Here is a 13752-nt window from a genome sequence, read left to right on the forward strand (position 1 = left end):
TTTTATCTTTTCTCATAAAGTGAATATACAATCGGATTACGTAGAGACAACCATACCGGTATGAGGGCCGAAAGTATGTTCAGTATCAAACAGAAGAGTAAAGTTATCAAGAAAACGGAAGGTGCAAACAGCATTTCACCCGATACATAAACATCAGTACCATCAGGCACCAACCATGCATAACGATCGAATACACGGAACACCCATTCCCGACAACCATATAAAGCAATCCAAGCTACTACCATACCCAGTACTCCCCCAACCAAAGTCAACAGGAAATTCTCCCAAAGCACTTGCGAGAGCAACTTGCTTCTTCTCCCTCCAAAAGCCTTGCGAACCCCCATTTCAGGCAAACGGCTCTCCATTCGGCTAGCGATTAATCCGCTCAAGTTCAATGCAGGCACCAGCAATAAAGTCAACAAGATGAATAATAGATAGCGGACAGCTCTCCACCAGTCGCCCTCTCCTCCACCGACCGACATCATCAAAGATGCACGTAAATGGGAAACCGGATCCTTCTCAATGTTCATCTTCAGGCCATCGACCTCGTGCAACAAATTCTGCTTCCGTACAATTTCATGAACTTCTTCACACAAGGCCTCACCCTGCTTTCCGTCTTCCACCCATACCGTTACTTGGAAAGGGCCACAATAAGGGACTTCTGAATATGCCGGATCACGATATCCATCCACCGTACTATAAGGCACATACAGGTCTGCGTACGAACGGTTTGTCAGGTGGCTGGCACCACGAACCACTCCACAAACTTGATAAGTTTCGTAATCCAGCAGAAACTGACATCCGATAACTCCGTTCTCCTTTCCAAACAAACGACGGGCCAACTTGTCTGTTATAACAGCCTTGCGCATACCACTTTCCAGATCGGACTGAGTAAAAGGTTGCCCATCGAAGAAAGAAAACGCATAAATCCGAAAATAAGCCGGATCGGTTTCTACAATCTGCACCGGAAAATCCCCGCTACGATCGGAAGGCTGAATGTACTTCACAGCTCCGAAAGTAGAAGCACTCACCTCACGGGCATTCTTCAACGGATAAAACCACTCCTGCAACGCCCTATACGAGTAAGCAAAGCTCCACGACTGAAAGCGACCGTCCTTGTTCCGCTCGAAAGATGTTCCCGACAAGTAATACGTATTCCCCCGGTTTTCCTCGGGATACACCGGTGCCAGCTTCACATAGTAAACTACCGCTACAATTACCGTCATAGCAATAGCCAGTCCCGTACCGGTAATGTAAAGCGTACTGAAGAGGCGGTTCTGCCTCATCAATGCAAAGGCTTGTTTGAAATAAATCTTTATCATTTGTATTCTTTCATTATAGAGACGAGAAAAGCGCTCAACACTGGAATATCATGCTTCTGTCAACATATCCCACGCTATCATTCATCGCGCAAGGCATCGGCAGGCAATGTCCGGGCTGCCCGGCGTACCGGAATATAAGTACCGATAAGGGCAATAAGCAACAGTATCAGATAACTGATTATCAAGACAACCATAAAATGGAAACCGAAGCGGTTTTGCCCGTATGCCGGATTTGGTACAAAATAACGGTTCATTTCCACTGCATATAGTCCGTTGGCTTGCGCATGATAGAGTAGTAATGGGATTACCAGTATGAAAGCTAATGTAAGCAACAACCAAGCCTCGATAAGGAATTGTCGCACAATACACCTTTGCGAAGCTCCCATACTACGCATCACACCTATCTCTTCCCTACGGGCATTGCTACGAATCCAGAAGGTGCCCACCATGCCCAAGAAGATACAAAGCAGAGCGAAACCAGTCAAGGCGTATTGCAGGCGGAGCTTGTTTGTAACACCGCTTTCCATCGCATAGGCCTCGCTCAAGGCCGAAAACTCCTTCAAACTATCAAAATAGAAGTTACCGACGGAAAGCTGAGGTCCCACTTCCTGCTGGAAACGTTTCTTGAAAGCTGAAGCATCCACACCCGGCTTCAAACGGATAACAAAAGGATACATCCATGCCATGTAAGGACTTCCGTGTATATCATCATACATGTGGACAATGAGCGGATAAGGCTGTTCGTAATCACGGTGCTTGAAGTCACGGAATACACCTGCCACTTCTGAAGGTTCATCGTCCTCATAAACTTTTTTCCCAACTGCATCTGCCGTACCGAATAGACGTAGGGCTAACAGTTCAGAGATGAAGACTTTTCCTTGAGTCTGTTCGGGTAACCGGATATCACCCCCCGTACGGGCATCCTTCATGCCGTAGGTACGGAGCAGATTACTGCCATCCAGTGTTATAAAATTGTACCACTGGGCATGTACGTAGCCTTCTCTTTTATGTAAAGAGGCGGTATCGGCAAAAACTTGTGTTCCGCTCCACGAATTGCTGTTAGGAAAACTTTGGTTAGCGGAAATAGTCCAGCTATCCACCTCTGGCTGCTCACGCACTATACGGGCGATACGATGGTAAGCCACCAGATTCATAGAGTCGGAAGCCATATCGGGATTGAAGTTCCCGTTCGTCGCGTCGTACATGCCGATGTTCACCACATAAAGTCCTTCGGGATTATAGCCACGGTCGATAGCATGGTTGGCGGTCAATACATAAATTGGATCGATAACTGTCCACAAGAAAAAACTGACAACCAGCAATTCAAGAAATATCCATCCGTTCTGACGACGCTGGTTCCAAAGTTGATGTAAAATAGTTCGTATCATGACATTCTATCTTTTCGAGTTCAACGATTCCATGATGGGGTGCCTCAACGCATACAAAGCGGGTACAAGTGCCGATACCACATTGAGCACTACGCACACGGCCAAGGCAATGCCGAATACCGCAGGATTGAACAACATCTCTACCGTGAACGAAGTGGAAAGGGAAGTATCGTTAATGTTCTTGTCGAATAGTGTCAGAATCCAATCGCTGGCCGTCCATACAATCAAATATGAGAACACCAATCCCACCAGTCCACCCAACAAGGTCAACAAGAGATTCTCGCAAAGCACCTGCTCCAACAACCGGCGACGCGTAGCCCCGTATGCCTTGCGGATGCCCAACTCTGAAATACGGCTATCCATCCGCGATGAAATCATACCACTCAGGTTCAACGCCGGAATGAAAAGCAAAGCCAGCAAGATATAAAGAAAGTCTTTTGCCAGCTCCATGGTATCCGGTACCTTCTCCAATTCCTGACGGAAGGTACTGAGCCAATACCTGTCCGGTTGCCCCATCAGGTCGTATTCATAGTCTTTGTCCTGCTGGGAATATCGGCGGAACACATCCTGTACCTCACTACGCACTGTTTCAACATTCGCCTCATCATCTACCAACAGGTAAGCGTACACATTACCCAATAACCCCATACTACCCAATTCTTTCTGGATGTGTTGCGCATTGAGCAAGGGTAGCCAAAGGTCGCCTACCGTTTCGGGAGTGGCATTGGATACATCCTGCACCACACCACACACCCGATAATCACGCCCATTGAAACTGAAATGACGCCCCGTCACTCCTTCGACCGTAGCAAACAGGCGTCTGGCCAGTGATTCGTTAAGGACGGCTACCGGTGACTTGGCTTCAACATCTTCCTGTGTAAAAGGGTGGCCTTCGATGAAACGGAAAGAAAAGAGTTTCCAGAAGTCTTCGTTGGCAAAACGGGGAACTGCCTTGAAAGGTTTTACACCAGTAGCAGACACCTGATAATTTTCCCAAGAATCAAACATACTACCGGCTACCAACTCCACATGGGGCAGGTCTACAAGCATTTCATCAATCACATAATAAGCCATACCACCGTTGATAGTCCAGTTTTCGGGCTTTCCCTTCGGATAACGTTTTATAGGCTTGACAACCAGCGTCCGGTCCCGGTTATACTCCGGATAGACCGGGCCGAACTTCACATAAAAGATGATGAACAACGTCATCACCAGGGCGATGGACAGGCCTGTGCCCACCACGTATATACTAGTAAAAAGTTTGTGTTGTCTGACAAGCGTCCAGGCTTGTCTGAAATAGTTCAAAATCATAAACCGACCTTTAGATGCTTCGTATTCACGCTACCTATCCCGCTACGCTCCACGTGTGCCCTATCAGCCTTTCCGCTCAATGTTACACTACCAATCCCTTCTACGGAGGCATCCAGGTCCGCGCAATCTACGTGCAACTCGGCATTTCCCACTCCCGAAAGCGATACCGTCAGGTCATCGCAGGTCAAATCTTTCACTTCCAGACTTCCGACTCCTTCCACCTTGAAATCCACATCACCCAGTTTCATCGGTTCCTTGCAATAGAAGGTACCTACCCCACTGAAACGGACTTCCTCCAACATAGGAGCCGACAGGTAAATCTTCACTCCCTGCTTCTGGTTCCGGGCAGAAACTTTGGATTTCCGATTTTTGTTGTCGATATACAGACACCCTCCCTTCACTTCAGCGATCAGGTTATCTACCTCTTCCTGCTTTCCTTCTACCGTCATCGAACACTTGTCCGATTGCACAAAGAAGATTTGAGCCACCGAATTGAATTCGATGGAGGAGAAATTCCCTACTTTCCAATTCTTTTTGACGGTTTCACCGGTTCCGGCCATAGCTTCGATGACACAAAAAACACTTACCATCAACCATCCCATCACTTTCTTCAAAAAATTAGTCTTCATTGTCGTATTTATTTTTTAAGTTTCAACTTGTTCTTGTTCTTATACTGGCTCATGTCGCTCACCACTACCCGGTCGCCCGGCTGGAGTCCGGAAACCACTTCCACGTATTCGAAATTGGAATCGCCCAACTGGACTTTCCGCTTCACCAGTTCGTTCGAACCGTCCAGTACGAAGAGCTCATAATCGCCACGACCTACGTAATAGCTGGCATTGGCTATGCGCAATACATCTTCCTTGACGGCATTCATCACATAGACATCGGTCTTCAAACCCGAACGGAGACGGCGGTTGCTATCATCCACCAGTTGTACGGTAAAGGAAATGACTCCGTTCTTCGACAACGGTGTCACGCTGCTCACCTGACCTTCCAGCTTCTCGCTACCAATCTTGACGATGGCCTTTCCACCGGCGGCTACACGGTCGCCATACGTATCGGCTATCTCGCCTTCTACCTTAAAGTGGCTCAAATCGGAAATGACGGCTATCTGCGAACCTTCGGTCACCTGCGCGCCAATCTGGTTGTTGATGTACGTCAGGATGGCCTTACGGGGCGAGCGTACCTGCGCATCGTCCAAGGTTCGTTTGGTCTCCGCCAATCCCTTGAGGAAGATTTCATATTCCAGCTGCTTGACTTTCAAATCGGCGGCTTTTACTTTCCGCTCGTTGGCCAGCTGCTGGTGCAATTGTTCCAGTTCCAGCTTTCCGGTCTTGAAGTTCAGTTCCGCCTGATGTACCCGGTCCGTGGTACCGGAGCCCAGGCTATCCAGGTAACGTTCGTTCCGGAGTTCCACTTCCATACGGTTCACCTTCATCTCGGCCACCTTCACCTGCATCTCCAGGTCACTCAGGTACGTATTGTTGTTCACCTTCAACTGCTCCAACTGGTACCGTTTCATCTGCTCCTCGTCCAACTGCTTCTTGTATTCGGTCTCGGCACTCTGCAAATCCAGTTTCAGAATGGGGGTGCCTACATCCACACTATCGCCCCCTTTCTTATAGACTTCCAAGATACGGGTGTTAATGGGCGAGTTGATGATTTCCTCGAAAGCCGGAACCACTTTTCCCGATGCACTGACACTCACCTCGATGGTGCCCTGACTCACTTCCGAAAAGACGAGGTCTTTCTCTTTCACACTGCTCCGCATCAATGAAATCAGTACGATGAGAAGCACTACGCATCCTCCCCCGATACCTCCATATTTGATAATCCGCTTGTTGCGTTCCTTGGTACGCACTTCTTTAGGTATTTCCCTATCCATAACTATCTGTTTATATAAATGACTTTTTACACATTTCCCGAGCAAGATACGTGCCAAAACCGCAACTAACTGATTCACAAGGAAAGTTAAAAAATCAGAGTGTCCGATTCCGAACACTCTGTACGGTTTTGGAATACATACCCTCTCATTTCCGGACACAAGAGCGGAAATCCAGGCGGACACGAAAACATCCATTCTTCCAGACTGGAAATCCATCAATTACAAGTGTTTTCATTGGGTTTCATCACAAAAAAATGTATCTTTGCAAAAAGAAGGAAGAAACATGAGCAACAAGGATTTGACTTGCGGACACTTCGTGAATCCGTTTACCGACATCGGCTTCAAGATTATTTTCGGCCAACCAGCCAGTAAGGAACTACTCATCACGTTACTGAACGAGCTGTTGGCCGGTGAGCACCAAATAGAGAACCTGACCTTCCTGGACAAGGAGAATCACTCCGACAACCTGGACGACGCGGGTATCATCTACGACCTTTATTGCCTGACAACGACAGGCGAATACATCATCGTGGAAATGCAGAACCGTTTCCATAGCAATTTCCTGGACCGGACCTTATTCTACATGTGTCGTGCCATCGGAAGACAGGTGGAGAACATACGCGAGAAACGAAAGAAAGAACGGGAACTCCGCACCGAAAATCCTGCCCCGGAAGAGGAAGACGACTTCATGTTGAACGAAGCGAAAGCGGACTACTACGGAGCGAGATACAAGCTCTCTACGGTGTACGGCATCTTCCTGATGAACTTCCGTGAACCGGAACTGGAAGCCAAGTTCCGTACGGATACCGTGATAGCCGACCGGGAAAGTGGTAAACAAGTCAATCCGCATTTCCGGCAAATCTTTCTTCAGTTCCCTTATTTCACGAAGGAACTCAACGATTGTGAAACTCTGTATGACAAACTGATTTATACCCTGAAGAATATGCAACACTGGAACCGAATGCCCGAAGCATTGAAAGAACAGGTTTTCAACCGACTGGAAGAACTGGCTGCCGTAGCCAACCTTTCCCTGGAAGACCGCATTGCCTACGACAAGGCACTGGACCGTTACCGGGTAAGCCGCATAGTGGAAGAAGATGCCCGTGAAGCCGGATGGAAGCAAGGACTAAAGGAAGGAAGAGCTGAAGGGCTAGAGGAAGGGCGAGCGAAAGGGTTAGAGGAAGGAAGAGCTGAAGGACGGGCTGAAGGACATGCAGAAGGTCGTGTTGAAGGTCGTGCAGAAGGTCGTGCAGAAGAAAGAAAATCCATTGCACGTAACCTGAAGTCTTTGCACTTCACTACCGAACAGATAATGCAGGCCACCGGTCTGAGCGAAGCGGAAATAGAAGCTTTATAAACAACGGTGTGTTGCTGGCAGAAGACATGGAACTTTCCGGAATCTGTCTTAACTTACCAACCTACTAAAAACAAAATGTGATGTATTCGGGCGGGCAACCCCCGCCCCTACCCTAAACGTGGAATCCAATCCTTAATCAACCACTATTTCCCGGTAACATACCGGTAAACGATTTCCGATACATCGGCAATAAGCTGTTCCGTTTTTTCCATACTTTCCCAGGAATCCTTCACGAACACGACCAAGGTATACCGTCGCCCGTCCGGTAGAAAAACCATCCCAGCATCGTTGATTCCGATAAGGGCACCTGCGGCATTCTTGTCTCCCGTTCCCGTCTTATGGGCAATCTGCGCCCCGTTACTTTCCAACGGCTTGGGTAAACGGTTCAGTCCGGTACGACAGGTCATTAGAATCTGCCGAATCAACGGCTGGAACTCTCCCATCTCCAAATCAGTCGTAAAAAGTATTTCCAACAACCGGGCCATCTCAAGCGGAGAACTCCAATTATCGTAGCATTTGTCCAAATCCCGGTGCATCTCATCTTCCGTACTCGAAATCGCAAACTCCTTCAAGCCCAACGAACGGATGTAACGGTCCGTTCCGGCGGTTCCTCCGGTATGCGCAAACAAGATATCACAGGCATTGTTATCGCTCCATTGCAACGTGTATTCCAACAACTCCCGTACCGATAACGACACATTTCCGTCGGGATACTTGTCGCGTAACGGGCTGTATGTATCCGGTTTCAAATCTTCTTTTCCAATTGCGATGCGGCTCTCCGAAGTTCTCCCCCGCTCATGCAGATACTTTCCTACGGCCATCGCCTGATGGAGTTTATACACACTCATCAACGGATAAGGCACCTCATTAAACAAAGTCAGCGTGTCTTTCCCATCCACCACAAGAGCAACCCCCACCTGCGCCCGGCAATTCTTTATCCGATTTGCCAGTTCCTGCCTCAACGAGGCATCCGGTTGCGCCCATGCCCAAACGGATATGCCCCACAATATACCTGTCAAAAACAATCTACCGATATACCTTGTCTTTATCATCTGTATTCCCATAAGTCCTGAATTTTATCAACCGCAAACACCACTTTTCATCCCTTGAAAAAACGAACGTTCATTCGAAGCAAAACGAACGTTTGTCTTGTGTGATACGAACGTTCGTTTCACACAAAATGTCCGTTTGTTTTTCCGAGACCTAGCACTTTACAAAAATAACCGTTTTTTCGCATGAAAAGACAATTGTCCGGAAAATAATGAAAAGACAGAATCCGCACAAACGATAAACGGGAAATAGCCGATAACGCGCCAGGACCACCTTTACCGTGAAGTTTTTTCCCTAAAACAACCTGAGAAAGACTTTTTTTTCGGATATTTGCAAAGAATGTATTGCCGGAAGAACCGAAAATACAGGCCGGCAAGCAGTTATCTGAAAATAACTCTATCACTAAACAATACTAAAACTATGAAAGTAAAATCATTCTTGGCTGTTGCGGCAGCCTGCGTACTGGGCATGTCTTCATGCTCGGACGAATCAACGACTAAAATTCCTGTATACGGTTGGCAAGGGGAAGGCGGAGACGCTACAGAAGCCTCCATCCAGGCAGATTTCAAGAAATGGAAAGAGCACGGACTGGACGGTATGTGCTACAATGCCGGCGGATTCAACGTCGAAAAGCATACCCGTGCCGCCAAAATCGCCCATGCAAACGGACTGGAATACCATGCCTGGATTCCATCGATGCTGAAAGGCGATGCAGACTCTACCTGGTATGCCGTAAACCGGAAAGGCGAATCGGCCTACAACGTACAGGCCTACGTTCCTTATTACAAATGCATGTGTCCGAACAACCCGGATGTCATCAACTATCTGGTGACTGAATACGGAAAGATTGCCGATATTCCGGAAGTGGACTTCATCCATCTGGACTACATCCGCTACGTAGATGTGATTCTGGCCCGCGGCCTGTGGGAAAAATACGGTCTGGTGATGAACGAAGAATATCCTACCGCCGACTATTGCTATTGCGACAAGTGTGTAGCCGATTTCAAGGCTGCGACCGGTATCGACATCAAGAGTGTAGAAGACCCGTCTACCTGTGAAGAATGGAAACAGTTCCGTTACAACGTCATCACCAGCCTGGTGAACAAGATTGCCGAAACAGTACATGCCAAAGGTAAGAAAGTCAGCGCAGCGGTCTTCCCGGGACCGGAATCGTATGCCAAGAAACTGGTACGCCAGGAATGGAACAAATGGAACATCGACGCGTTCTTCCCGATGAACTACAACGACTTCTACCTGGAACCGGCTTCCTGGGTAGGCAAAATCACCCAGGAAGAAGTCAACTCCGTAAACGGAAAGATTCCGGTATACAGCGGTCTGTTCATCTGTCACGACTGGCAGAACAAGGCCAATATCAAAGACCCGGAAGGACACGGACTGATTCCTTCTGAAATCATGGAAGCTGTACGCGGGTCCATCGAAGCGGGTGCGGCCGGTGTCGCCCTGTTCACTCCATCGAACATGACCGACGAACATTGGGCAGAATTCGATAAGGCCATCCACATGAAACGGTAAGCCGTATCTTACTTTAAACAAAAGATAACGGGTGGAACTCTGGTTGTACGATTATGCCAGGAGTTTCACCCGTTATGTATTTCCTGGGCCTGAAGTTGCACATCTCATAAACTCTCTCTACCTTTGATACCACGAAACAAAGGCAACAAAGATGAACGAGCAGGTATTACAGAAACTGAAGGTACTGGCGGAATCGGCCAAATACGACGTATCTTGCGCTTCCAGCGGAACCGTCCGGCGCAACTCCAAAGGAGGAGTGGGAAACACCGTCGGCGGATGGGGCATCTGCCATAGCTTCGCCGAAGACGGACGATGCATCTCCCTGCTGAAAATCATGCTCACCAACTACTGCATCTACGATTGCGCCTACTGCATCAACCGCATCAGCAACGACATTCCCCGGGCTACCCTTTCTGTAAGCGAACTGGTGGACCTGACCATGGAATTTTACCGGCGTAACTACATCGAAGGGCTTTTTCTCAGCTCGGGCGTAGTACGCAACCCCGACTATACCATGGAACGTCTGGTACGTGTGGCCAAGGATTTACGCGAGGTACATCGCTTCAACGGCTATATCCATCTGAAAAGTATTCCGGGAGCCAGCGAGGAACTGGTCCGTCAGGCCGGACTCTATGCCGACCGTCTGAGCGTCAACCTGGAAATCCCTACCGAAGAAAACCTGAAACGGCTGGCTCCGGAGAAAGACCACCAAAGCGTGTACCTGCCCATGAAATACATCCAGCAAGGGGTACTGGAGAGCAACGAGGAACGGAAGAAATACCGGAAAGCGCCCCGTTTCGCCCCGGCCGGACAAAGCACGCAGATGATAGTCGGTGCCACCTCCGAGACCGACCGTGACATTCTCCGGGTTTCCTCTAGCCTCTACGAACGTCCTACCATGAAGCGTGTCTATTATTCCGGCTACATTTCCGTGAATACTTACGACAAGCGCCTCCCTGCCTTGAAACAACCGCCACTGGTCCGCGAGAACCGCTTGTATCAGGCCGACTGGCTGCTCCGTTTCTATGAATTCAAGGTCGATGAACTGGTGGACGACCGTACCCCGGACCTGGATTTGGAAATTGACCCGAAACTGGCCTGGGCTCTGCGTCACCCGGAATTTTTCCCGGTCAATATCCAGACGGCCGATTACGAAAGCCTGTTGCGTGTACCGGGTATCGGAGTACGTTCGGCCAAACTCATCGTCACCTCCCGCCGCTTTTCACGCGTAGGCTTCTATGAACTGAAAAAGATGGGAGCGGTCATGAAGAAAGCCAAGTACTTCATCACCTGCAACGAATTGCCAGACAAGACGATTCTGGAACTGGGTCCTACACAAGTACGCAAGCTCCTCCTTCCCCATCCGGCCAAGAAAAAAGACGATTTACAACTGAGTTTCGACTTCGGAGACTCGTTTACGACCCACGAAAAGCCATGATTATTTTCCGATACGACCAAAGCTTCGAGGGATTGCTGACCGCCCTCTTCGATGCCTATAGCCGGAAACAGTTTCCGGACTTGCTACAGGCAGAAGAGCTTCCTCTCCCCCTGTTCTACGACGAGGTACATACCGTCATCACCGATACTGAAAAGGCGGAAAGGGTGTGGAAAGCCTTGCAGAAGAAATTGTCCCGTTTCGCCTTGTCCGGACTGACACGATGCTGGCTTTCCGAACTTCCCGAAACGCCCATGCTGCTATTCCGTTATCTGAGAAAAGTAGTCGATACGCCTCGCTCCATCGAAACCAATTTCACCGACCCTGACATCCTGGCTATGGCCAAACTGAGCAAAAAGGTGAGCGATGAACGGACTCGGGTCCTGCAATTCATGCGTTTCCAGAAGACGGCCGAAGGCATCTATTTCGGAGTCATGGAACCGCTCTACAACGTTTATCCGCTCACCATCGGTCATTTCCGCGACCGTTTTGCCGACCAGCGCTGGCTGATTTACGACGGCAAACGGAAATACGGCTATTATTACGACGGGAAGGAAGTGAACGAAATCACCTTCGCCGACCCTCACCAGCAACATCTGTTGACCGGAAAACTGGAAGACAGCCTCCTCGATAAAGACGAAAAACTTTTCCAGCAGTTGTGGAAAAGCTATTTCAAATCTATCTGCATCAAGGAACGGCTCAATCCGGTAAAACACCGGAAAGACATGCCGGTCCGCTATTGGAAATACCTGACCGAAAAGGGATAATCCTATTCATCCAGGTTAAAAAGAGCCTCCGGATAACCGATATCTACCAGAAACAAGGCATTCCCCGGAACAGAAGTTCCCGCACTACAGCGGTTCTTTTCTTCGATGACCTCTCGGAAACCCTCCACCGAAAGTTTTCCGCGCCCCACTTCTACCAGCGTACCAACCACCGCCCGTACCATGTTCCGCAGGAAACGGTCGGCCTGAATGGTAAACACCCATTCGTCAGGACCCGTCTGCTCCCAATGTGCCTGCATGATTCTGCAATTGTTGGTCTTGACATCTGTATGCAGCTTGCTGAAACTGGTAAAATCGATGTAATCGAACAGTGTTTTCGCCGCCTCATTCATTGTTTCGAAATCCAACGGCTGGAAAATCCGCCACGAATACGCCCGGCTGAACGGGTCTTTCCGGGTTGTGATGTAATACTTGTATGTCCGGTAAGTCGCGTCAAAGCGGGCATGTGCGTCCGGACGTACCTCCCTCACCCGGTACACCGAAATGTCCGGCGGCAGAATCCGGTTCAACTTATCAGTCACAACATCTGCATCCAACGGCCGGTGAGAATCGAAATGCGCTACCATCAGCCGGGCATGTACCCCCGCATCGGTTCGACCGGCCCCGGTCACTTCCAAGGTCTCATCCCGTAGAAAAGTCTTCAGACCGCGTGTCAGCGTTTCCTGCACACTGTCACCGTTCGGCTGTATCTGCCATCCGTGATAATTCGTGCCGTCATAGGCCAGATAAATGAAATATCGATGCATAAACTCAACGGGCGGTAATGTGGAAACATCCTTGCTTCAACTCATATTTTACGTAGCAACGGTCGGCCTTACGCAAATCACGCAATACCTCCGACAACACCAGCTTCAAGGTATCGGCATTCACATCCTGCATGGGACGGCCATCCGGGTCTTCCACCTTGGCAAAACGTTTCCAGCTCAAATCGAACGTCGTACCGTAGAAATGACAGGAGTTCAACGAAGCGTTTCCGTTGGTGCGGCGTAACCGTTTCACATCTTCCTTGGTACGGGTTACCGAAGTGACGATTACCTTGTTCGGATTCAACCCCTTGTTCTCCAATGAATCCAGGAAGTTCACTCCGATAGTATCGAGCAAGGCACTGGCCTGTGGAATCAAATAAGGAATGGAGTGCGTCAGTGAATCGACATCATACCGTTCACAAGGAACGATGTGAATCAGACGTTCTCCCAGTCCGACCGCTTCTTCACGGCTACCGATGGGACGGATACCGATTTTCTTGGCAGTAGCCAGCTGTACAGCATTCAAATCGCCGAACGAACGTTTATAACTGATGACTCCCCGGATATTGTGTGGATTGTTCATTTTCATAGACATGTCTTTTGCCTCTTCTTTACACCCCAGACAGATGAGGCTTCCCATCAAGAAGACCAGACCATAAATACCCAATAATCTTTTCATATTTCTCTTTCAATTCATGTTTAGCCGTGCAAAGATAGAGAATAAATCAATAAGTAAAAATTAATAAGTAAAAACGAGGGAATGAATACGCTTATCCTTTGAAAGGACCTCCCTATCAACCGATACCCATCATGCTTCCCTCCCAATCCCCGACCAAGAGCGTCCAACCGCTAGCACCAGGCACCTGAACGCCTCCCCAAAACCGATATTATAACTTCAGGTTATAGTACATAAAAAAATGTGAATAGGTTGAAGTTG

Annotated in this window: 12 protein-coding genes; 4 read left to right on the top strand and 8 right to left on the bottom strand. The window is 48.8% G+C overall.

The window, feature by feature from the left end; genetic code table 11:
* Window positions 1-2: 2 nt before the first annotated feature.
* From C510_RS0101105 to C510_RS0101125, 5 genes are all read right to left on the bottom strand, one after another.
* Complete coding sequence (locus C510_RS0101105) at window positions 3-1322, bottom strand: ABC transporter permease (RefSeq protein WP_018709490.1); 1320 nt, start codon at window positions 1320-1322, stop codon at window positions 3-5.
* A 77-nt stretch (window positions 1323-1399) separates the two neighbouring features.
* Window positions 1400-2710: an ABC transporter permease gene (locus C510_RS0101110; protein ID WP_018709491.1), complete on the bottom strand. Its 1311-nt coding sequence runs from the start codon at window positions 2708-2710 to the stop codon at window positions 1400-1402.
* Between the two features lie 6 nt (window positions 2711-2716).
* Window positions 2717-4021: an ABC transporter permease gene (locus C510_RS0101115; protein WP_018709492.1), complete on the bottom strand. Its 1305-nt coding sequence runs from the start codon at window positions 4019-4021 to the stop codon at window positions 2717-2719.
* Complete coding sequence (locus C510_RS0101120) at window positions 4018-4650, bottom strand: GIN domain-containing protein (RefSeq protein ID WP_018709493.1); 633 nt, start codon at window positions 4648-4650, stop codon at window positions 4018-4020. Before C510_RS0101120 ends, C510_RS0101115 begins: the two co-directional genes overlap by 4 nt.
* 8 nt (window positions 4651-4658) lie before the next feature.
* Window positions 4659-5909 carry an efflux RND transporter periplasmic adaptor subunit gene (locus C510_RS0101125; protein ID WP_018709494.1) on the bottom strand — a complete coding sequence of 417 codons (1251 nt, stop codon included), beginning with the start codon at window positions 5907-5909 and terminating at the stop codon, window positions 4659-4661.
* Between the two features lie 283 nt (window positions 5910-6192).
* On the opposite strand from C510_RS0101125, the gene C510_RS0101130 reads away from it, so the two are divergent.
* The gene (locus C510_RS0101130) at window positions 6193-7266 is read left to right on the top strand and encodes a PD-(D/E)XK nuclease family transposase (protein ID WP_025892120.1); all 1074 of its coding nucleotides are present in this window, start codon (window positions 6193-6195) and stop codon (window positions 7264-7266) included.
* Window positions 7267-7409: 143 nt separating this feature from the next.
* On the opposite strand, the gene bla is transcribed toward C510_RS0101130, so the two are convergent.
* Window positions 7410-8330 carry a class A beta-lactamase gene (bla, locus tag C510_RS0101135; RefSeq protein ID WP_018709496.1) on the bottom strand — a complete coding sequence of 307 codons (921 nt, stop codon included), beginning with the start codon at window positions 8328-8330 and terminating at the stop codon, window positions 7410-7412.
* 406 nt (window positions 8331-8736) lie between these two features.
* On the opposite strand from bla, the gene C510_RS0101140 reads away from it, so the two are divergent.
* The 3 genes from C510_RS0101140 to C510_RS0101150 all read left to right on the top strand — a co-directional run bounded on the left by C510_RS0101140 (window position 8737) and on the right by C510_RS0101150 (window position 12051).
* Window positions 8737-9849 (top strand): glycoside hydrolase family protein, encoded by a 1113-nt coding sequence (locus C510_RS0101140; protein WP_018709497.1) that lies wholly within the window; start codon window positions 8737-8739, stop codon window positions 9847-9849.
* Between the two features lie 151 nt (window positions 9850-10000).
* Window positions 10001-11287: a putative DNA modification/repair radical SAM protein gene (locus tag C510_RS0101145; RefSeq protein ID WP_018709498.1), complete on the top strand. Its 1287-nt coding sequence runs from the start codon at window positions 10001-10003 to the stop codon at window positions 11285-11287.
* Window positions 11284-12051 carry a TIGR03915 family putative DNA repair protein gene (locus tag C510_RS0101150; protein WP_018709499.1) on the top strand — a complete coding sequence of 256 codons (768 nt, stop codon included), beginning with the start codon at window positions 11284-11286 and terminating at the stop codon, window positions 12049-12051. The genes C510_RS0101145 and C510_RS0101150 overlap by 4 nt, the downstream gene beginning before the upstream one ends.
* 2 nt (window positions 12052-12053) lie before the next feature.
* Here C510_RS0101150 and truA read toward each other — a convergent pair whose 3' ends face one another.
* Both truA and C510_RS0101160 read right to left on the bottom strand, forming a co-directional pair.
* Complete coding sequence (truA, locus tag C510_RS0101155) at window positions 12054-12815, bottom strand: tRNA pseudouridine(38-40) synthase TruA (protein ID WP_018709500.1); 762 nt, start codon at window positions 12813-12815, stop codon at window positions 12054-12056.
* Between the two features lie 4 nt (window positions 12816-12819).
* On the bottom strand, window positions 12820-13494 hold the full coding sequence (locus C510_RS0101160; RefSeq protein ID WP_025892119.1) for a DUF5715 family protein: 675 nt from the start codon (window positions 13492-13494) through the stop codon (window positions 12820-12822).
* Between the last annotated feature and the right edge of the window lie 258 nt (window positions 13495-13752).

It is taken from the genome of Phocaeicola barnesiae DSM 18169 = JCM 13652, from assembly GCF_000374585.1.
GTDB classification, from domain to species: domain Bacteria; phylum Bacteroidota; class Bacteroidia; order Bacteroidales; family Bacteroidaceae; genus Phocaeicola; species Phocaeicola barnesiae.